14 protein-coding genes, 2 tRNA genes and 3 rRNA genes are annotated in these 22452 nt (G+C 42.2%); 6 read left to right on the top strand and 13 right to left on the bottom strand.

The annotated features are described in order from the left end of the window. Nucleotides 1-47: 47 nt before the first annotated feature. Both P3L40_RS00390 and actP read left to right on the top strand, forming a co-directional pair. Nucleotides 48-359, top strand: coding sequence for a DUF485 domain-containing protein (locus P3L40_RS00390; protein WP_004263244.1), 312 nt, complete (start codon nt 48-50; stop codon nt 357-359). Next, on the top strand, nt 356-2005 hold the full coding sequence (gene actP, locus P3L40_RS00385; RefSeq protein WP_004263246.1) for a cation/acetate symporter ActP: 1650 nt from the start codon (nt 356-358) through the stop codon (nt 2003-2005). Before P3L40_RS00390 ends, actP begins: the two co-directional genes overlap by 4 nt. Nucleotides 2006-2270: 265 nt before the next feature. On the opposite strand, the gene P3L40_RS00380 is transcribed toward actP, so the two are convergent. From P3L40_RS00380 to P3L40_RS00355, 6 genes are all read right to left on the bottom strand, one after another. Beyond that, nucleotides 2271-2699, bottom strand: a complete 429-nt coding sequence (locus tag P3L40_RS00380) for a hypothetical protein (RefSeq protein ID WP_036958622.1) — start codon at nt 2697-2699, stop codon at nt 2271-2273. Between the two features lie 1328 nt (nt 2700-4027). Further along, nucleotides 4028-4143, bottom strand: a 5S ribosomal RNA gene (rrf, locus tag P3L40_RS00375). Nucleotides 4144-4281: 138 nt separating this feature from the next. After that, nucleotides 4282-7365, bottom strand: a 23S ribosomal RNA gene (locus tag P3L40_RS00370). A 325-nt stretch (nt 7366-7690) separates the two neighbouring features. Next, a tRNA-Ala gene (locus P3L40_RS00365) sits at nt 7691-7766 on the bottom strand. A gap of 122 nt (nt 7767-7888) precedes the next feature. Next, nucleotides 7889-7965 (bottom strand) — tRNA-Ile (locus tag P3L40_RS00360). A gap of 65 nt (nt 7966-8030) precedes the next feature. Further along, nucleotides 8031-9570 (bottom strand): 16S ribosomal RNA (locus tag P3L40_RS00355). The 16S, 23S and 5S rRNA genes sit together here with 2 tRNA genes alongside, the layout of an rRNA operon. A gap of 545 nt (nt 9571-10115) precedes the next feature. Between P3L40_RS00355 and P3L40_RS00350 the strand changes: the two genes are divergently transcribed. Then, a complete protein-coding gene (locus P3L40_RS00350) occupies nt 10116-10814 on the top strand; it encodes a FadR/GntR family transcriptional regulator (RefSeq protein ID WP_004906351.1) in 699 nt (232 codons plus the stop codon). Nucleotides 10815-10861: 47 nt separating this feature from the next. Next, the gene (gene mdtD / locus P3L40_RS00345; protein ID WP_210852800.1) at nt 10862-12265 is read left to right on the top strand and encodes a multidrug transporter subunit MdtD; all 1404 of its coding nucleotides are present in this window, start codon (nt 10862-10864) and stop codon (nt 12263-12265) included. Here mdtD and rbsR read toward each other — a convergent pair. From rbsR to rbsD, 6 genes are all read right to left on the bottom strand, one after another. Then, entirely contained in the window at nt 12262-13263 is a 1002-nt protein-coding gene (gene rbsR, locus P3L40_RS00340; protein WP_164454777.1) for a ribose operon transcriptional repressor RbsR, read from the bottom strand. The genes mdtD and rbsR overlap by 4 nt on opposite strands. A gap of 3 nt (nt 13264-13266) precedes the next feature. Beyond that, a complete protein-coding gene (rbsK, locus tag P3L40_RS00335; RefSeq protein WP_004906346.1) occupies nt 13267-14196 on the bottom strand; it encodes a ribokinase in 930 nt (309 codons plus the stop codon). Between the two features lie 79 nt (nt 14197-14275). After that, nucleotides 14276-15166: a ribose ABC transporter substrate-binding protein RbsB gene (rbsB, locus tag P3L40_RS00330; protein ID WP_004906343.1), complete on the bottom strand. Its 891-nt coding sequence runs from the start codon at nt 15164-15166 to the stop codon at nt 14276-14278. A gap of 18 nt (nt 15167-15184) precedes the next feature. After that, nucleotides 15185-16147, bottom strand: a complete 963-nt coding sequence (rbsC, locus tag P3L40_RS00325) for a ribose ABC transporter permease (RefSeq protein ID WP_210852798.1) — start codon at nt 16145-16147, stop codon at nt 15185-15187. Next, the gene (gene rbsA / locus P3L40_RS00320) at nt 16144-17658 is read right to left on the bottom strand and encodes a ribose ABC transporter ATP-binding protein RbsA (RefSeq protein ID WP_136134552.1); all 1515 of its coding nucleotides are present in this window, start codon (nt 17656-17658) and stop codon (nt 16144-16146) included. Before rbsA ends, rbsC begins: the two co-directional genes overlap by 4 nt. A gap of 7 nt (nt 17659-17665) precedes the next feature. Then, nucleotides 17666-18085: a D-ribose pyranase gene (gene rbsD / locus P3L40_RS00315; RefSeq protein ID WP_004906336.1), complete on the bottom strand. Its 420-nt coding sequence runs from the start codon at nt 18083-18085 to the stop codon at nt 17666-17668. Nucleotides 18086-18365: 280 nt separating this feature from the next. Between rbsD and ravA the strand changes: the two genes are divergently transcribed. Continuing rightward, nucleotides 18366-19883 (top strand): ATPase RavA, encoded by a 1518-nt coding sequence (ravA, locus tag P3L40_RS00310; RefSeq protein WP_096863683.1) that lies wholly within the window; start codon nt 18366-18368, stop codon nt 19881-19883. 2 nt (nt 19884-19885) lie between these two features. Further along, the gene (viaA, locus tag P3L40_RS00305; protein ID WP_153673997.1) at nt 19886-21343 is read left to right on the top strand and encodes an ATPase RavA stimulator ViaA; all 1458 of its coding nucleotides are present in this window, start codon (nt 19886-19888) and stop codon (nt 21341-21343) included. Here the strand turns inward: viaA and asnA are convergent, their stop codons facing one another. Continuing rightward, complete coding sequence (asnA, locus tag P3L40_RS00300; RefSeq protein WP_004906329.1) at nt 21344-22336, bottom strand: aspartate--ammonia ligase; 993 nt, start codon at nt 22334-22336, stop codon at nt 21344-21346. Nucleotides 22337-22452: the final 116 nt, after the last annotated feature.

Here is a 22452-nt window from a genome sequence, read left to right as displayed (position 1 = left end):
CAAAGCTGCAACTTGAAGTATGACGAGTATAACAGAGGAGAACTCTGATGAATGCTACTGCTTACGAAAAGGTAGAGGATAACCCTCGCTTTCAAGAACTGGTTAGGAAACGTAGTCGCTTTTCATGGTTGTTATCTGCAATAACGCTCGTGCTGTATGTGGGTTTTATTTTTCTTATCGCTTTTGACCCAAGCTGGCTTGGAACACCAATATCCGAAGGTTCATACATAACAAGAGGGATCCCTGTTGGTGTAGGGCTAATCGTCATTTCGTTTGTACTCACTGGGCTTTACGTCATCCGAGCCAACGGTGAATATGACCGCTTAACGGCAGAAATTTTAAAAGAGGTAGAAAAATGAAAATATTGCTCTCACTCATTCTCTTTTTTACCTCATCAATGGCGTTTTCTGATGCATTGACAGGGGATGTTGAACGCCAGCCTGTAAATATTCAGGCGATTGTGATGTTCTTACTGTTTGTCGGCTTCACTTTGTATATTACCTACTGGGCGTCAAAAAGAACGCGTTCTCGCTCTGATTACTACACTGCGGGCGGGAAAATTACCGGTTTCCAAAACGGGATGGCTATCGCGGGTGACTTTATGTCTGCGGCTTCCTTCTTAGGGATCTCTGCTCTGGTTTATACCTCTGGCTATGATGGCTTAATCTACTCGATTGGCTTCTTAATTGGCTGGCCGATCATTCTATTCTTAATTGCCGAGCGCTTACGTAATTTAGGTCGCTATACCTTCGCTGATGTTGCTTCTTATCGATTAAAACAAAGACCAATTCGTATTCTATCTGCGGTTGGCTCTCTGGTTGTTGTTGCACTGTATCTTATTGCTCAAATGGTTGGTGCGGGTAAATTAATTGAATTGTTATTTGGTCTCAATTACCACGTCGCGGTTGTTATTGTGGGTATATTGATGGTGCTATATGTCCTATTTGGTGGAATGTTAGCCACAACTTGGGTGCAAATTATTAAAGCCATCTTGTTATTAGCGGGTGCAACATTCATGGCCGTTATGGTTATGAAGCATGTTGGCTTTAACTTTAATACCTTATTTAAAGAAGCCGTTGAAGTTCATAAAAATGGTATTGCTATTATGAGCCCAGGAGGACTGGTTTCCGACCCAATATCCGCCTTATCCCTTGGTCTTGCATTGATGTTTGGTACCGCTGGCCTCCCTCACATTATTATGCGATTCTTCACCGTTAGTGACGCTAAAGAAGCTCGTAAAAGTGTGTTCTATGCCACTGGATTTATCGGTTACTTTTACATACTAACCTTTATTATTGGTTTTGGTGCCATCGTTCTAGTCAGTTCCAATCCTGCATTTAAAGATGCTACTGGAGCACTTATCGGTGGAACAAACATGGCTGCTGTTCACCTTGCAGATGCCGTCGGTGGCAATTTCTTCTTAGGCTTTATTTCTGCAGTTGCATTCGCCACTATCCTTGCTGTTGTTGCTGGTTTAACCTTAGCAGGCGCCTCCGCGGTTTCTCATGACCTATATGCGATGGCAATGAAAAATGGTAAAGCGGATGAAAAAGATGAATTACGTGTCTCTAAAATTACCGTTGTTATCTTAGGTTTTGTTGCAATTGGCCTCGGTATTTTGTTTGAAAAACAAAACATTGCCTTCATGGTCGGCTTAGCATTCTCTATTGCAGCTAGTTGTAACTTCCCAATCATTTTACTGTCGATGTACTGGCGTAAGCTGACAACTCGCGGTGCATTGGCTGGCGGTTGGTTAGGGCTAATTACTGCTGTTGTTTTAATGATTTTAGGACCAACCATCTGGGTCAGTATTCTTCACCATGAAAAACCAATCTATCCATATGAGTACCCAGCCTTCTTCTCCATGATTGTTGCATTTGTTGCTTCATGGCTATTCTCTGTAACAGATAATTCAGAACAAGGAAAAATGGAAAGAGAGCGCTTTAAAGAGCAATTTGTTCGTTCACAAATTGGACTCGGTATTGAGCAGGGTAAATCACACTAAACCTAACTTTATTGCCACACCAAACGGCTCAGTGTATCGAGCCGTTTTTTATTAATAGTTTATTTAAACCTCTTTTAGTTTCATCATTATTTCTCTTGAGATTACCCTATAAATCAATAGGATAAATCAAATCACATAAAGGAGTTGATAGTATATTTAACTCTTTTTATCAGAAGTTTTATATAAAAAAATCCTTCTTTCTACGTAGAGAAAAGAAGGATATTAATAATATTGAAGAACTTATTTTTGTTTTCGTTATTCGATACTATCTTGCATAGTGTTGTCTTTCTACATCAGCCCAATTTTCTACTAATGAATAAAACTCTGCTGAACTTGTTTTTCTTTCTTCTTGTAATTTTTTAAATTCTTGCTTGTTTTTCGGCGTATAACGAGAAAGTAACTGGTCTAATACAATATTTTTATCTGCGAATCGGGAACCTAGTTTTAATTTTTTATACAGCACTACTGTAATCAACCCACTGATAGCGAGCATTCCAATGACAGTGACAAAGCTATAGTCAATGCCAAGGGTATTTCTCACTGTATTTAACAGTAAAAAAGGAACAAAAAACATCACTAATAAAGAAAGAATAGTTGCACCGTCTTGCCCATTATTAAATTCATTTTCTTTCTGTTTATTTACAGAAATAATTTGGTCGAAAATTCGATGATTAGCGCTTTTTGATTTATTCATCTGACCCACCTTTGCTATACAAATATTGTTTACACGAAATACCATTCATTAAAAGGTATAACTTGCTTAGCTGGCCTATCTTTCATATCTGGATGTAAGTTTCTTTCCTTTGAAAATTTCACTTATAAGCAAATTTCATCGGTAATGTGATAGCTGGATATACCATTAACTACCTAACACAGTATAAATGTAAGAAATTGAAACATCAATTTAACAATTTTTATATAAAAAAATAAAAAATCGTGCACTTATTCATTAAAAATATACAAACAAAATAGTTAATTTATTTATGAGTAAAATTGGTTATTTTATTTTTATCTATTGATATTAATGAATTTATTGTTCAAATAATGACTTACTTGGGTTACTTAATTAACACCATAAAAACCATTAAAACTATAAACATTATAGGACAAGTTAAGAGTAATCCTGTCAGATAGTTTCATTAAGTCATTACTATTTTTAATAGATCATAGATTATCTATCAACCAGGGAGTCAAATCACACAGTAATTGCACTCGGAGATATAAACTTATCTAACCTACCTCTACTACCTTTGCTGTAAAGCTGTTATTTACTATTTTGCCCCCTTCAATTACATTTACCATCTCAATCTCCCAATACAATAATTACGAAACCTGAAATATAGTCATCACTAAATATATATTCTTTGTCATCACAATTTATGAGCTTTTACTTGCTACTTTATGTTTCTTAATCACATTTATCACTTAAATACAGGGAATTGAGTTTTCCTCCTACCCTCCTCGCCCATTCCCTATACGGCTAAAAAGAGAGGTGAGTTGTTACTGACTACTTTGCATTTAAAATATCCATTCAGCACACCAATACAACCGCTTCTCCCCCATTGCTTCTCCTACCCCTGTCATCCCACCATCGCCAACAGCCACCGCCCTTTCAACAAGTGAGTTGTTACTGACTACTTTGACTCAAGCGGTATCATTCATCACCGTGATGGGGAAACTCCCAATCCACAATATTTATTTGATTTTATTAAAATTCCGCTACCCTAAATAATCTGTGAGCTGTTACTCACTACTTTGCATCACGCACGCTCATTAATGATGGTGATAGATAGAGGGGAGCCCCAAGAGTAGTTAAAAAAGATGAAGAGACGTGTAATACATCGTCTAATGAGAAAGTAAGCGATAAAAAGGGGATTAAAATTAGGGATTAAGGAGCTAAGAAACTGAGGAACTAAGGAACTAAAACTTAAGCACCCCACCTAAACTCAACATCCCCTGTTTTTCTTTTTTTCTCCAAACGCAAAAAAGCCACCCGATGGGTGGCTTTCTCACTAATTTAATGTCTGGCAGTTCCCTACTCTCACATGGGGAGACCCCACACTACCATCGGCGCTACGGCGTTTCACTGCTGAGTTCGGCATGGGGTCAGGTGGGACCACCGCGCTATTGCCGCCAGACAAATTCTGTTTGTTCCCGTTTAGTTTTTTTCGTCACTAAACCAGAACGTCAATCTCAAACAAGCTGTGTGTCCTTCACCTTTCGGCTTCTCACTTCTCGAAAACAACTCAATCTCTCTAAAACACCTTCGGTGTTGTCAGGTTAAGCCTCACGGTTCATTAGTATTGGTTAGCTCAACGTATCGCTACGCTTACACACCCAACCTATCAACGTCTTAGTCTTAAACGTTCCTTTAGGACCCTTTAAGGGTCAGGGAAGACTCATCTCAAGGCAAGTTTCCCGCTTAGATGCTTTCAGCGGTTATCTCTTCCGCACTTAGCTACCGGGCAATGCCATTGGCATGACAACCCGAACACCAGTGGTGCGTCCACTCCGGTCCTCTCGTACTAGGAGCAGCCCCTTTCAATCTTCCAACGCCCACGGCAGATAGGGACCGAACTGTCTCACGACGTTCTAAACCCAGCTCGCGTACCACTTTAAACGGCGAACAGCCGTACCCTTGGGACCTACTTCAGCCCCAGGATGTGATGAGCCGACATCGAGGTGCCAAACACCGCCGTCGATATGAACTCTTGGGCGGTATCAGCCTGTTATCCCCGGAGTACCTTTTATCCGTTGAGCGATGGCCCTTCCATTCAGAACCACCGGATCACTAAGACCTACTTTCGTACCTGCTCGAGCCGTCACTCTCGCAGTCAAGCTGGCTTATGCCTTTGCACTAACCGCATGATGTCCGACCATGCTTAGCCAACCTTCGTGCTCCTCCGTTACTCTTTGGGAGGAGACCGCCCCAGTCAAACTACCCACCAGACACTGTCCGCACCCCGGATAACGGGGCAACGTTAGAACATCAAACATTAAAGGGTGGTATTTCAAGGTTGGCTCCACGCAGACTGGCGTCCACGCTTCAAAGCCTCCCACCTATCCTACACATCAAGGCTCAATGTTCAGTGTCAAGCTATAGTAAAGGTTCACGGGGTCTTTCCGTCTTGCCGCGGGTACACTGCATCTTCACAGCGAGTTCAATTTCACTGAGTCTCGGGTGGAGACAGCCTGGCCATCATTACGCCATTCGTGCAGGTCGGAACTTACCCGACAAGGAATTTCGCTACCTTAGGACCGTTATAGTTACGGCCGCCGTTTACTGGGGCTTCGATCAAGAGCTTCTCCTTACGGATAACCCCATCAATTAACCTTCCAGCACCGGGCAGGCGTCACACCGTATACGTCCACTTTCGTGTTTGCACAGTGCTGTGTTTTTAATAAACAGTTGCAGCCAGCTGGTATCTGCGACTGGCTTCAGCTCCATGAGTAAATCACTTCACCTAATGCCAGCGTGCCTTCTCCCGAAGTTACGGCACCATTTTGCCTAGTTCCTTCACCCGAGTTCTCTCAAGCGCCTGAGTATTCTCTACCTGACCACCTGTGTCGGTTTGGGGTACGATTAATGATAATCTAGAGCTTAGAGGCTTTTCCTGGAAGCGGGGCATGAGCTACTTCATCACCGTAGTGACTCGTCATCGGACCTCAGCATATAGTGAACCGGATTTGCCTAATTCACCTGCCTACATCCTTAAACCGGGACAACCGTCGCCCGGATAGCCTAGCCTTCTCCGTCCCCCCATCGCAATTATCACCAGTACGGGAATATTAACCCGTTTCCCATCGACTACGCATTTCTGCCTCGCCTTAGGGGTCGACTCACCCTGCCCCGATTAACGTTGGACAGGAACCCTTGGTCTTCCGGCGTGCGGGTTTTTCACCCGCATTATCGTTACTTATGTCAGCATTCGCACTTCTGATACCTCCAGCATGCCTCACAGCACACCTTCACAGGCTTACAGAACGCTCCCCTACCCAACAATATTTACATATCGCTGCCGCAGCTTCGGTGCATAGTTTAGCCCCGTTACATCTTCCGCGCAGGCCGACTCGACCAGTGAGCTATTACGCTTTCTTTAAATGATGGCTGCTTCTAAGCCAACATCCTGGCTGTCTGAGCCTTCCCACTTCGTTTCCCACTTAACTATGACTTTGGGACCTTAGCTGGCGGTCTGGGTTGTTTCCCTCTTCACGACGAACGTTAGCACCCGCCGTGTGTCTCCCGTGATAACATTCTTCGGTATTCGTAGTTTGCATCGAGTTGGTAAGTCGGGATGACCCCCTAGTCGAAACAGTGCTCTACCCCCGAAGATGAGTTCACGAGGCGCTACCTAAATAGCTTTCGGGGAGAACCAGCTATCTCCCGGTTTGATTGGCCTTTCACCCCCAGCCACAAGTCATCCGCTAATTTTTCAACATTAGTCGGTTCGGTCCTCCAGTTAGTGTTACCCAACCTTCAACCTGCCCATGGCTAGATCACCGGGTTTCGGGTCTATACCCTGCAACTTATTCGCCCAGTTAAGACTCGGTTTCCCTACGGCTCCCCTATACGGTTAACCTTGCTACAGAATATAAGTCGCTGACCCATTATACAAAAGGTACGCAGTCACCCCATCCTCAAATGTCCCGCTTGTCTTTGCGGCCAATCTTGCCCGATTTTTTAACTTCCGTTGCTCGTGTACTTCGATGTACACTGCGCGACGGCTTGAAAAAATCGACCAATCTTGTTGGCAAATTCTGCGCTGTTATTGTGATGGTTTTACACCGTCACTCAATTGCCGAGGCACTTGAGTGATGGGGCTCCCACTGCTTGTACGTACACGGTTTCAGGTTCTATTTCACTCCCCTCGCCGGGGTTCTTTTCGCCTTTCCCTCACGGTACTGGTTCACTATCGGTCAATCAGGAGTATTTAGCCTTGGAGGATGGTCCCCCCATATTCAGACAGGATAACACGTGTCCCGCCCTACTCGTCGAGTTCACAACACTAACACCTTCGGATACGGGGCTATCACCCTTTACTGCCGGACTTTCCAGACCGTTCTCCTGATGCTAATGCTGATTAAGACTCTGGGCTGCTCCCCGTTCGCTCGCCGCTACTAGGGGAATCTCGGTTGATTTCTTTTCCTCGGGGTACTGAGATGTTTCAGTTCCCCCGGTTCGCTTCGTTTGACTATGTATTCATCAAACGATAGTGCAACGAATTGCACTGGGTTTCCCCATTCGGAAATCGTCGGTTGTAACGGTTCATATCACCTTACCGACGCTTATCGCAGATTAGCACGTCCTTCATCGCCTCTGATTGCCTAGGCATCCACCGTGTACGCTTAGTCGCTTAACCTCACAACCCGAAATTGTTTCAACGTTCACCTTACTGTCATGGCTGTGCGTGGTGAACTTCTTCGTTGGGCAGTGCTCGCAATGCTCACGTACCTAAGTACGCTGCGCTTGCTGCGCGCTGTCCGCCTTGAATTTCACACTGCTCGCGCATGCCGCTCGAGTTTGTGACCGAAAATTTCAGGTCTGAAATTTTGAGAGACTCTCACATTGTTTAAGCGATAAACAATGTGCGTTGTTTTCAATTTTCAGCTTGTTCCAGATTGTTAAAGAGCATAATTATTCGCAATAGACTATTACTAATCTATTCTGAATAATCAGAAAAATTATGGTGGAGCTAAGCGGGATCGAACCGCTGACCTCCTGCGTGCAAGGCAGGCGCTCTCCCAGCTGAGCTATAGCCCCATAAAGGTATTTTCGGTATCAATATAAGTCATTAAATGACAAATCGAATTCAGGCAAGGCATAGATTGGCGAAGCTTACTTAGGTAAGTGAGCTAATCTATAACGACGCATTAATTCGATTTTGGTAGGCCTGAGTGGACTTGAACCACCGACCTCACCCTTATCAGGGGTGCGCTCTAACCACCTGAGCTACAAGCCTATCGATACCGCTACTCTATTTCATCAGACAATCTGTGTGAGCACTTCACAAAAACACTTCAATGGTAAGGAGGTGATCCAACCGCAGGTTCCCCTACGGTTACCTTGTTACGACTTCACCCCAGTCATGAATCACAAAGTGGTAAGCGCCCTCCCGAAGGTTAAGCTACCTACTTCTTTTGCAACCCACTCCCATGGTGTGACGGGCGGTGTGTACAAGGCCCGGGAACGTATTCACCGTAGCATTCTGATCTACGATTACTAGCGATTCCGACTTCATGGAGTCGAGTTGCAGACTCCAATCCGGACTACGACGTACTTTATGAGTTCCGCTTGCTCTCGCGAGGTCGCTTCTCTTTGTATACGCCATTGTAGCACGTGTGTAGCCCTACTCGTAAGGGCCATGATGACTTGACGTCATCCCCACCTTCCTCCGGTTTATCACCGGCAGTCTCCTTTGAGTTCCCGACCGAATCGCTGGCAACAAAGGATAAGGGTTGCGCTCGTTGCGGGACTTAACCCAACATTTCACAACACGAGCTGACGACAGCCATGCAGCACCTGTCTCAGAGTTCCCGAAGGCACTAAAGCATCTCTGCTAAATTCTCTGGATGTCAAGAGTAGGTAAGGTTCTTCGCGTTGCATCGAATTAAACCACATGCTCCACCGCTTGTGCGGGCCCCCGTCAATTCATTTGAGTTTTAACCTTGCGGCCGTACTCCCCAGGCGGTCGATTTAACGCGTTAGCTCCGAAAGCCACTCCTCTAGGGAACAACCTTCAAATCGACATCGTTTACAGCGTGGACTACCAGGGTATCTAATCCTGTTTGCTCCCCACGCTTTCGCACCTGAGCGTCAGTCTTTGTCCAGGGGGCCGCCTTCGCCACCGGTATTCCTCCACATCTCTACGCATTTCACCGCTACACATGGAATTCTACCCCCCTCTACAAGACTCTAGCTGACCAGTCTTAGATGCCATTCCCAGGTTAAGCCCGGGGATTTCACATCTAACTTAATCAACCGCCTGCGTGCGCTTTACGCCCAGTAATTCCGATTAACGCTTGCACCCTCCGTATTACCGCGGCTGCTGGCACGGAGTTAGCCGGTGCTTCTTCTGTCGGTAACGTCAATCGTTGTTGATATTAGCAACAACGCCTTCCTCCCGACTGAAAGTACTTTACAACCCTAGGGCCTTCTTCATACACGCGGCATGGCTGCATCAGGCTTGCGCCCATTGTGCAATATTCCCCACTGCTGCCTCCCGTAGGAGTCTGGGCCGTGTCTCAGTCCCAGTGTGGCTGATCATCCTCTCAGACCAGCTAGGGATCGTCGCCTAGGTGAGCCATTACCTCACCTACTAGCTAATCCCATATGGGTTCATCCGATAGCGCAAGGACCGAAGTTCCCCTGCTTTGCTCCTTAGAGATTATGCGGTATTAGCTACCGTTTCCAGTAGTTATCCCCCTCTATCGGGCAGATCCCCATACATTACTCACCCGTCCGCCGCTCGTCAGCGGGAAGCAAGCTTCCCCTGTTACCGCTCGACTTGCATGTGTTAGGCCTGCCGCCAGCGTTCAATCTGAGCCATGATCAAACTCTTCAATTAAAAGTAGCTTGATGCTCAAAGAATGTTTACTGTCGTTTGATTTCCGAAGAAATCAAATTACCTATTAGTTCATATATATGAATTAACGTGTTAGTCACTCTTCAAGACTTAAAATCAAATATTTTTTTGATAGTGTCTTGTGAGTGCCCACACAGATTGTCTGATAAATTGTTAAAGAGCGTTGCGACTGAATCTTTCGATTTTTGAACCGGATTTTGTGAATCAGGTCATTGTCGCGAGGTGTCGTATAATACGTTTTTTATTTAGAAAGTCAAGCGTTTATTTTCAACTTTTTTCTTTCTCACCTCTGTTATCACTGGGTTATGAAGTTTTCTTCTAACCGGTTTATCGTGACAACGGATGCGCATTATAGGGAGTCGAAAAATTCTCGCAAGTGTTTTTTTGAGTTTTTATCTTGTTCGTGTTTTTTTTAGCCAAAAACATATTTATAAGTTAAATTAGGTCTATATGTTGACTATTTAAGCAGCAATCACACATCTACTCACGTAATATATGCATCTAAGAATTATGCTTTGAGATGAATTATGGAATTAAGTAAGCAACAAACAGCCTCACAAAAAAATCGCTCTTATATTATTGCAGAAAATCTTGGCCAGTTGATTTTAACCAGCGCCTATTTACCTGATTCCATTTTACCCAGCGAATTAGAATTATCAGAACAATTCCAAGCGAGTCGAACAGCAATAAGAGAAGCAATAAAAATATTAGCGGCAAAAGGAATGGTATTAGCACGCCCCAAAATAGGTACCCGTGTTATGCCTCCCTCAAATTGGAATTTTTTAGACCAAGATCTCTTAACATGGTGGTCCAATAGTGAAGAGCAATCGGTCGTGATGGAACACTTTAAAATGGTTCGACTCGCAATAGAACCTCAAGCTTGTTATCTTGCGGCTATACATGCGACAAAAGAACAAAAACAATCATTACAATTATTAGCAAGTGAAATGCAGTTACTCGCCAAAGAATTTGACAGAGCGCATTGGGTGAAAGTTGATTATCATTTCCATTTAACTATTTACAAAGCTTGTGCCAATCCTTTCTTAATTTCTTTTGCTAATTTATTCCGTTCTATTTATCTGCGTTACTTTGATGTCATTACTAATAATGAGGTTATAGAGGTCGAAATTCATCAACAACTTGCCAATGCAATTATTCATGGTAAAAGTACAGTAGCACTCGACCTTTGCTATAACTTACTAACGATTACCCAAAAGCAAGACTAACAAAACAATATTCCATTAAAGCTTTCATTTATTTGTATAGGTAACTGATGTTCAAAACAGCGAAAAATATGTCTGGCCTTCCATGGATTGCGGCAATGGCCTTTTTCATGCAAGCGCTTGATGCCACAATTTTGAATACGGCTTTACCTGATATTGCAAGAAGCCTTGATCACTCGCCGCTTGCGATGCAATCAGCCGTAGTCAGTTATACGCTTACTGTTGCTCTATTGATTCCTGTTAGCGGCTGGTTTGCAGATAGATTTGGTACAAGACGTATATTTATTTTAGCGGTTTCTTTATTTTCTCTTGGTTCATTACTTTGTGCCCTTTCGCCTTCCTTAAATTTCTTAGTGACCTCTAGGGTTATTCAAGGAATTGGTGGGGCAATGATGATGCCAGTCGCCCGCTTAGCCTTAATAAGGGCTTACCCTCGAAGTGAGTTATTACCTATCTTAAATTTCGTCACCATCCCTGGTTTAGTTGGGCCAATATTGGGGCCTCTATTAGGTGGTATCTTAGTAACCTATGCAACTTGGCATTGGATATTTATTATTAATATTCCTATTGGTGTTTTAGGTATTTTTTATGCCTTAAAACATATGCCTGACTTTAAAATGCCAAAACGTAAATTTGATACTTTAGGGTTCTTATTGTTTGGTTCCGGCTTAGTCATGCTATCTGTCAGCTTAGACTTATTCAGTGATAAATCTCTTTCAACATCGATTCCAGTCACTATTGTCTTAGTCGGCTTTCTCTTCTTATTTGTTTATATTTTCCATGCAAGACGCACTAAGCACGCAATAATCCCATTGAATTTATTTAAAACGCGTACATTTTCTATTGGGATCAGCGGTAATATCGCGACACGCTTAGGAACAGGCAGTATTCCATTTTTAATGCCATTAATGTTGCAGGTGGGTTTTGGTTACGAAGCCGTTGTGGCAGGAATGATGATGGCACCACTAGCAATAGGGTCAATCACTGCTAAATCGGGAGTTACTCGGATCCTAACTAAGTATGGCTACCGTAATACATTATTTGTTATCACCATTATTATTGGATTAATGATTGCACAGTTTTCCTTACAATCACCAAGTATGTCGATTTACCTGTTAATCGTACCTTTATTCATTTTAGGAATGGTGATGTCAGTGCAGTTCACCGCAATGAATACTATTTGCTTGGCTGATTTAACAGACAATAATGCAAGTGCGGGAAATAGTATGTTAGCGGTGACTCAGCAACTATCGATAAGCTTCGGTATTGCAGTCAGTGCTGCAATCTTAAACTTCTATGGTGGACAACCTAATAGCAATACGGTCGATAATTTTCACTACACTTTTATTACCGTTGGTGTCATTACGCTTATCTCAGCTTTTGTCTTCTTATTATTAAGTAAGACAGACGGTGATAATTTAATAAAAAACAAAACCAAAAAAGCGAAGAATTAATATTTTTTAACCGATTGGCGCTCAATTAGCTCAGGGGTAAGAACCAAAACGCTCGCCTTTGCCTCTGGGTTATCCATACGATAAATAAGTTGGTCAACAGCCTGTTGGCCTAACTTATCTTTTGGCTGATGAATTGTTGTTAGTGGTGGGATCATATAAGGTGAAAGATCGATATCATCATAACCAATAATTGAAATATCATCAGGTACTTTCAAGCCCTTTTGGTATATCGCTTGATAAGCTCCCACCGCCATCGCATCATTACCGGCAAAAATAGCCTCGGGAGGGACAGGTAAACTAAGCAGTTTATTCATAGACTCAAACCCACCAGCAAATTCAAAATCACTGAAAATGATATAATCATCATAAATATTAATGCCGCAATCTGTCATGGCTTGAATAAAACCTTGATGACGCGCTCTTGCTGGTGATTTATCTTGTGGTCCTGCAATACACGCAATACGGGTAAAACCAGATTCAATAAGGTAACGAGTGGCTATTTCCCCACCCAGAAAAGAGTTATCTTGAATGATATCGCCATCTGATTCGAATGGTGACCAGTCCATCATAACCGTTGGCACAGCGGGGTAACGAGCTAAAACATTTTTTGATGGCCCTTGAACTTCTGTGCACATAATCAATAGCCCATCAACACGCTTTTGTAGCAACGTTTCTAAACTATGATTCATCCGCTGAAGGTCACCTTCAGTGTTGCACAAAATCAAACTATAACCGCGTTCGTAACAACTCCGCTCTACCCCCCGCACTACTTCTGCGTAGAATGGGTTATTACTTGTTGTCAGTAACATCCCAATCGTATTAGTACGATTCATTTTTAAACTACGCGCTAACGCAGAAGGGGCATAGTTTAACTCTTCAATCGCATTTTTAACGCGAGTGGTAATGCTCTCGCTGACATAGCGATTTTGATTAATAACGTGAGAGACGGTGGATGTCGACACCCCCGCAAGGCGTGCCACATCTTTCATTGTTGCCACAAGTTAATCCTGTTGAGTCAAAAACTGGTCAATTTCTTTACGCCATGGAACAGACGGTTGAGCTCCTGGGCGAGTCACAGCTATCGCCGCCGCCGCATGAGCAAAAATAATCGCTTCTTCGTCAGCCTTACCTTCAAGCAGTGCAGTAACGTAAGCCCCATTGAATGTATCACCTGCGGCAATAGTATCCACTGCTTTTACGCGAAATGCAGAAATTATTTTACCTTCTGCGCCTTTTTCACTATACCAAACACCTCGAGAACCAAGTGTTATCATCACTTTACTAATGCCTTTTTGATGTAAGGCTTCAGCTGCATCCTGAGCACCTTGATTATCATTAACCGCAATACCTGTTAAGTGTTCAGCTTCTGTTTCATTTGGTGTGATGATATCAACTAATGATAATAATGAATCAGGTAATGATTGAGCAGGTGCAGGGTTCAAAATGACTTTCGTATTGTTTTTCTTAGCTATTTCAGCGGCCATTTGTACTGTTTCAATGGGGGATTCCAGTTGCATCAATACCGCATCCGCTTCCACAATTTTTTGCTGATAATGAGCTAACCTTGCCTTGGTTAGTTGCGCATTTGCACCTGCATTGATGCCAATTGTATTTTCCCCTTGTTGATTCACATAAATGAGAGCGACACCTGTCGTTTCACCTTCAATTGCATCAATACATTCAGTTTTAATATTATCGAGAGATAACTGTTTTTTTATACTCACACCAATATCGTCATCACCAACACAAGCAATAAACGTTATGTCAGCACCACTGCGACCAGCTGCAACAGCTTGGTTGGCGCCTTTCCCGCCAAATGCAACTTGGTAATGATCGCCTCTAACGGTTTCACCCGGCTGAGGGAAATGCTTAACATTTAATATATGATCCGCATTGATACTACCGAGAACCACCAGTTTTGCTGTACCCATAACGTTTATTTCCTTTTTTGATGACCAATTAATTGCAAACTAAAATAAACCGCCGCAGTATGCCGCGGCGGTTTTTATCTTATTGTTTTACCACTAATTCCAATTCAACCGGAACCGTTGAATCCACTTTTTCGCCTTTTAAGACTTTATCTGCAATCTGAACACCAACAATCCCAATTTGGTCTGGGCGCTGTGCAATAGTTGCACCTAATTTTCCACCTTCAACGGCTTTGATACCATCATTTGTTCCATCAAAACCGACAACCAGAACATCAGTACGGCCTGCGGTTTGTAAAGCTCTTAATGCCCCTAATGCCATTTCATCATTTTGAGCAAATACCGCTTGAACAGCGGGATGTGCCGTTAACAAGTTTTGCATTACGTTCAAGCCTTTTGTTCTATCGAAATCAGCAGGTTGGCTCGCCAGTAAATTGAATTTGTGCTCTTTTGCTCCAGTACTAAAACCTTCACCGCGCTCACGCGCTGCTGATGTACCTGAAATACCTTCTAATTGAATCACTTTCGCTTCATTGCCTGTTTTTTGTGCAATATAGTCGGCAGCCATTTTCCCGCCCATGCGGTTATCTGATGCCACATGGCTGACAACTTCACCTTTGTTAGCTGCTCTATCCAAAGTGATGACAGGTATATTTGCTTTATTAGCCATTAATATTGAGTTACCCACCGCATCTGAATCCGTTGGGTTAATTAACATTAATTTTGTACCGCGAACGGTTAAATCTTGAACGTTGGCTAACTCTTTGGCTGGGTTGTCTTGGGAATCTAAAACAATCAGCTCATAACCCAATTTATCCGCTTCTTTTTGTGCGCTATCTTTCATCGTCACAAAGAATGGGTTATTCAATGTAGAAATTACGAGTGCAATGCTATCTTTCGCCATCGCATTGACACTAACGGTTGCACTCAGTGCAACTGCAGATAATAACGTTGCTAGTTTGTTCAGTTTCATAATAATTTTCCTGTAGGGTTACTTTTTATTATCAACAAGTACAGCGAGTAAGATGACGACAGCTTTAACAATCATCTGGTAGTTTGACGAAATACCTAATAAGTTTAATCCATTGTTTAAGAAACCAAGGATCAGCGCACCAATCAATGTTCCAACTATGCGCCCTTTACCACCAGCAAGACTGGTACCACCAAGTACAACCGCAGCAATAGCATCAAGTTCATACCCATTACCTGCCATTGGCTGAGCCGATGATAAACGTGCAACTTCAATGACACTCGCCAATGCCGCTAGCAGTCCACATAAGGCATAAACCACTATTTTAATGCGGTCGACATTAATACCAGAAAGACGGGTAGCCGCTTCATTCCCACCAAGTGCGTAGATGTAACGACCAAGGCGAGTATGGTGCAACATATACCATGCCGCAGCAAAAACGATGATCATTAACCAGACTGGGGTAGGAATACCAAATGGGCGGCCAATACCAAACCAACCAAATAAGTCTGCGTTATCACTAAATCCTGTATTGATAGGGCTGCCGTCTGTGTAAACTCGTGTCACACCACGCAGTAGTAGCATCATGACTAAAGTCGCAATGAAAGCTTGGACTTTTCCTTTTGCAACAATCACTCCTGTACATGCACCGATAGCAGCACCAAGTGCTAGTGCTCCCGCAACAGCCACTAATGCGTTAACTTCCGCTCCAACCATTGAGGCCGCAACCGCTCCCGTTAAGGCCAATAAGGACCCAACAGAAAGGTCGATTCCTGACGTTAAGATAACTAATGTCATCCCAACCGCCATAATGGCGTTGACGGAGGTTTGTTGTAAGATATTGAATAGGTTATTAACCGTAAAAAAATTCGGGCTTAATGTTGATACGATTGCAATCAAAACTAATAGTGCGATTAATGATTTTTGCTCCATCAGCCATACTTTGCTGAACCAGCGTTTTGATGATGCGGTAGTTGAACTCATACTGATAACTCCTGAACTGAGCCATAATTTTTACCCACTGCGGCAGCCATTAAGGCTTCCTGAGTCGCGTCTTTGGCTGAAAATTCGCCGCTGATATGACCTTCGTGCATCACCAAAATGCGGTCACTCATTCCTATTACTTCAGGCATTTCTGAAGAAACTAAAATGATACTCAGCCCTTCTTTTTTAAACTGGTTAATTAGTTGATAGATTTCTTTTTTAGCACCAACGTCTACACCACGAGTTGGCTCATCGAGGATCAGTACTTTTGGTCTTGTCATCAAACCGCGCGCAATGGCAACTTTTTGCTGGTTTCCACCAGAAAGATTACCAATTATTTGGTCCATAGACGGGGTTTTAATATTGAATAATCGTATGAAATCGCTAACGGTTTGCTGCTCTTCACCATGCTTGAGACTTCCCCCCGCACGACTAAAATAACGTAATGCCGTCAATGACATATTTTCTTTCACTGACATGCCTAATACTAATCCATCACGTTTACGGTCTTCTGAAATATAAACAATGCCACTGTTTAAGCCATCTTGTGGTGTTTTCAGTGTTACGGGTTTGCCTTCCAGTTTTATCGTACCTGATTTTTTTGTCGCCGCGCCGTAGATGATTTTCATCAACTCTGTACGCCCCGCGCCCATCAAACCAGATACACCTAAAATTTCCCCACTCTTTAGGGTGAAATTGGCATTTGTTACACCAGGTCCAGATACATCTTCAAGCTGCAGCCTAATTTCTCCAGTTTCTACCTCAACCCTTGGATATTGGTCTTCAAGTTTACGACCAACCATCATTTCAATGAGTTTTTCTTCTTCTAATTCACTCACGGGTTTCTCACCAATAAACTGGCCATCGCGAAACACCGTTACATCGTCGCAAATTTCAAAAATTTCTTTTAAACGATGAGAAATATAAACAATGCCACAGCCTTGAGCTTTTAAGTCTTCGATAACTCTAAATAAGGATTCTGTTTCCGTATCCGTTAGCGCATCAGTTGGTTCATCCATGATAATCACTTGTGATTGGAAGCTAAGGACTTTGGCGATTTCCACCATTTGTTGTTCGCCAATAGAAAGCTCTGCAATAGTTTGATGGCTATCATAATCAAGGTTAAGCCGTTTAAGCAGTTTGTCAGACTCACTGAACATTTTTTTCCAGTTAATTTTGCCAAATGCATTAACATACTCTCGGCCTAGAAAAATATTTTCAGCGATGGTTAATTCAGGGATCAGGTTGAGTTCTTGGTGGATAATCCCAATACCCGCCTCTTGGGAACTTTTGGGCCCATTGAACGCCACCTCTTTGCCTAAATAGCGGATTTGCCCGGCATCTTTTTTATAAATACCTGTCAGCACTTTCATCATGGTTGATTTGCCAGCCCCATTTTCCCCCACCAGCGCCATGACTTTCCCTGGATAGACATTCAATGTCGCACCACTGAGGGCTTTTACCCCTGGAAATGATTTATCAATCCCGATAAGTTCTAATAAAGGTTGCATAGTCACCTCAGAAAGTCACACCAGAACAAAGAATAACGTTAGCGAACGGTGAACATTCCCCTGTTCGGATCACCGCTTTACTGTCATGAGTCAGTTGTTTAAAACGTTCATGACTGCAATAAATAATTTCAATCGTATTGTTTTGAGTGACTTCTAACTGTTGTAAGTGAGCCAAAATAGCAGCTTCCATTTGTGGGTTAATGGTGCTGATTTCCTCTGCTAGAATGACTTTTTCAACTTGCATCTCTTGGGTGATGACACTTAAAACTGACATGAAATCTGGTAAACCTTGCGTAATGGCTAAATCAATACGTTCCGTTCCTTGATAAATGGGTAAACCTGCATCAGCAAGCGTTATTTGGTCTGTATGACCTAATCTTGCGATTACAGAGGTAACGTTGGCATTAAGTAAAACACCCTTTTTCATTTTTCACCGCCATTCCAGTAAGCGAAACGTTTCGCTCATGTAATAATAGTAAAGATAAGTCACAACTCAATATTGATGATTAATATTTGTGATCAATATCGAAACGTTTCGTTCGTGTTGAGAAAGTTTAAAAACAATAACTTATTGAATCACTTATAGCTGAATCGTTTTTTCTGATTTCTTGGGGCATATCAAAGAAAAATGGAAAAATAGGTCGCAGTATGTAATAAAAGAAATTGATAGTTTTAATATCAACGCTTCTATAATAAAAGGAATGAATATGCAGCTTGCTGAACGAATAGCCCAATTAAGCAATTACCTTGAAAGCGGTTTATATGAACGCCAGCAAGCTATTCGTTTGTGCTTATTAGCCACATTAAGCGGTGAAAGCGTATTTCTATTAGGCCCTCCAGGTATTGCCAAAAGCTTAATTGCACGAAGAATGAAATATGCTTTTCGTCACGCAAATGCTTTTGAGTACTTAATGACGCGATTTTCAACACCGGAAGAAATCTTTGGTCCTCTTTCAATACAGGCGCTAAAAGATGAAGGACGATATGAACGTTTAACCAAAGGTTATTTACCAGACGCTGAAGTCGTATTTCTTGATGAAATATGGAAAGCGGGCCCAGCCATTTTAAATACCTTATTAACGGCGGTAAATGAGCGCAAGTTCCGTAATGGTGATGAAGAAAAATCCATCCCTATGCGGTTATTAGTAACTGCATCAAATGAATTACCCGATGCAGATAATAGCCTCGAGGCGCTATTTGACAGAATGCTAGTACGTATTTGGTTGGATAAAGTACAAGAGAAACAAAATTTTCGCGCACTGTTAACAGGAAAATCATCGCTGAATGAATCTCAAATGCCAGAGCATTTAAAAATCAGTGATGAAGAGTACCAACAGTGGCAACAAGAAATTCCTAAAATTACGCTACCCGATCACTGTTTTGAACTTATTTACCAATTACGCCAGCAGTTAGATGCTACAGATAAACAACTTTATGTTTCCGATAGGCGCTGGAAAAAAGCAGTTTACCTATTACAAGCAAGTGCTTTCTTTAATGGTCGCAACAGCGTATCTCCTCTAGATCTTGTGTTATTAAAGGATTGTCTGTGGCATGACATGCAATCGATGAATACTTTACCGCAACTATTGCAGTCATTATTACAAGAAGATGGCTGGCAACAGAGAAAGTTAACTCGCGAAATAGAGCAAATTTATCAGCAATGGATGTCATCGACCCAAGACCAAAACAACCAAGATGCATTTAAAGTCAATAAAAACAATGCGATGTTTGCTCGTAAAGCGTCTTACGTATTGCCCGAAAATATCAGTGACGGTCGAATTACCCTGTTTTTACATCGTCCACTTCAACTGCATAATATGAAAGTTACCTTTGTAACAACTGATAAAAAGTCACTAATAACCTTCTTAAATAAAGGAACGACACTGTCCGCTCATCTAAATGGGATTGGTTTTGCGCAAGACATTGCTGCTGAGGTAAATAATTTAAACCAGATACAGTTATTAGATGTAAGTCATCAATCATCTACTTTATATATTCAAGATAAAACCTCGTCACTTGCGCCAAATACAAATAACCAAGAGTGGCTAGACAAGCTAGATAAAATTCAAGGTGAGATTCAAGCCGCACGCTATCAGTTTGAAAAACAGCAGCCCAACTTATTTATTGAACCACACTGGCTTGCGGATATTGAACAAAGTTTTATAAAGCTCACTGAAAAGCTAAACCAATTACGTAACCAAATCACGGGTAAAGTGGCCGAATAGCGATGATGAGTTTAGCCACATTAGAAATGCTGCTTTCGGTTAATGAAGGCCAATTAATTGAAGAGATAATTATATCTTTGCTAGCAACTCCTCAATTGGCGGTATTTTTTGAAAAACATCCTCGATTAAAAAAAGCTTTACTCAAAGATTTATCGGGTTGGAAAAAGGATCTCAAACAGCGTATGCAAGATGCGCTTGTTCCCGCACAACTTTCAGAAGAATTTGAACTTTATCGTCAGTCCCTTGGGATTTCGACAGATGCCTTTTTTATCCGATTACCTAATGTCATCGCAAAACTTCACCAACTGGATTCCCCTTTTTACCGTGAGGCATATCAGCTACAGAGTGGGAAAATAGAAAACCGCAGTGCAAGGCAATCACTGTTTGTTCAAAGATGGCGTATTAGCTTAATTTTACAAGTTACAACACTACATAAAGAGCTACTAGAACAGGAAAAAGAACAATTATTGGCAGAATTACAACGCCGACTGGCTCTAAGTGGTAATTTAGAAGATATTCTTGGCGAAAATGATCGTGCTGCTGGCCGGCTGTGGGATTTAACCAAAGGTGTGAACATGACTTCCGCTTATAATGACCAATTATTAAGCCGATACAGTGAATTTTTACGTCAGCAGCCTGAATTAGAAAAAATAGCCCAATTATTAGGCCGTAGCCAATCCGCTCAATCCATTCCTGATGATAGTGTTTTTCTTGAACCAATGACTATCATGGAAAAAGTGCCAGAAACGGTTCCTGAGCAAGTTAATGGCTTAAATCAGAGTGATGATATTTTACGGTTATTACCTGCAGAACTCGCTATGTTAGGCCTTGAAGATATTGAATTTGAGTTCTATCGAAAATTACTCGAAAAACAGCTTCTAACTTATCGGTTACAAGGAGATAGCTGGCAAGAAAGAAAAGTTCTACGCCCTATTACCCACCACCATAATGAAGAACAGCCAAGAGGGCCATTTGTTGTATGTATTGATACATCGGGTTCGATGGGCGGTTTAAATGAACGCTGTGCCAAAGCATTTTGCCTCGCGCTAATGAAAATTGCGCTGGCGGATAACCGCTCATGCCATGTGATGTTATTTTCCACAGAAATTGTGCATTACGATTTGCTTTCTATTGATGGCTTAGAGCAATGTATTCGTTTTTTACATCAAACATTTAAAGGTGGGACTGACCTTGCGGCTTGTTTGCAAGAAACCGCAATAAAATTGGAATCAAAACAGTGGATTGATGCAGATGCCGTGGTGATTTCTGATTTTGTTGCTCAGCGTTTACCGGATGAGTTAATTCAGAAAATAAAGACTATGCAGAAGAAAGGTAAATACCGCTTCCATGCGGTATCTGTATCAAATTATGGGAAACCCAGTATCATGAAGATCTTTGACCATATTTGGCGTTTTGATACTGGGTTAAAAAGCAGGCTGTTACGCCGCTTTAGCCGCTAATTACAGCATACCTTCAACGGATTCTTGCATTTCAGCACCCCATACACCACATTGCACTTGGCCAATGTGTTGGCGTTGAAGAAGTAGCATAACTAAGCGAGACTGGCCAATACCACCACCGATAGTTTGTGGCATTTCACCTTTCACTAACGCTTGGTGCCACTCTAATTCCATACGTTTTTCATCGCCAGTTAAACTTAATTGACGAGTTAAACACTCAGGACTTACGCGAATTCCCATTGAAGAAAGCTCAAATGCGTCCTGTAAAACAGGGTTCCACACAATGATGTCGCCGTTCAAACCACAAAAACCGTCTTCATTTTTTGTTGTCCAGTCATCGTAGTCTGGCGCACGAACATCATGTGATTCACCGCTAGATAGCTTACCACCGATACCAATTAAGAATACTGCGCCTAATTCTTTTGCGATTGCGCGTTCACGCCCTTTCGCATCTAAATCAGGGTAGCGCTGTAACAACTCTTCACTGTGAATAAAGTGGATTTGGTCAGGCAGGAACGGTGCCAACCCAAATTCTTTACTTACGGCAGCTTCTGTTTCTTTTATTGCCTTATAGATTTTACCCACTGTCTGCTTCAGATAAGGAAGTGTACGTTCCTCATCTGCCATCACTTTTTCCCAATCCCACTGATCAACATAAACGGAGTGGATTGGGGTTAAGCGATCCTCGTCCGGACGCAACGCTTTCATATGCGTGTATAGACCTTGGCCTTTACTAAAACCGAAACGACCTAATGTTTTACGTTTCCATTTAGCCAAAGAATGAACCACTTCAAAGGTTGCACCTGGAATTGATTTCACTTTCACTTGAACGGCTTTTTCGCTGCCAGATAAGTTGTCTTGAGTACCATCCCCTAAGCGGCTTAGGATTGGCCCTTGAACTTCAATTAACCCTAATTCTTTTTCAAGTAAACGTGAGAAATATGATTTCACAAAACTAATTTGTTGCTGATGTTCGATAAATGACTTGTCCATAATTTATTCCCATAATTTGTTAGCTGTATTAGCTGATGTATAGATTAAGCAACAAAATGAGGTATAAATTCAATATCCATCATTAAAAAAAGCCTTTACTGTTTATTTTGAATAAA

The sequence above is a fragment of the Providencia sp. PROV040 genome (assembly GCF_032706145.1).
GTDB lineage: Bacteria > Pseudomonadota > Gammaproteobacteria > Enterobacterales > Enterobacteriaceae > Providencia > Providencia hangzhouensis.
This window is presented reverse-complemented; position numbering and strand designations above follow the sequence as displayed.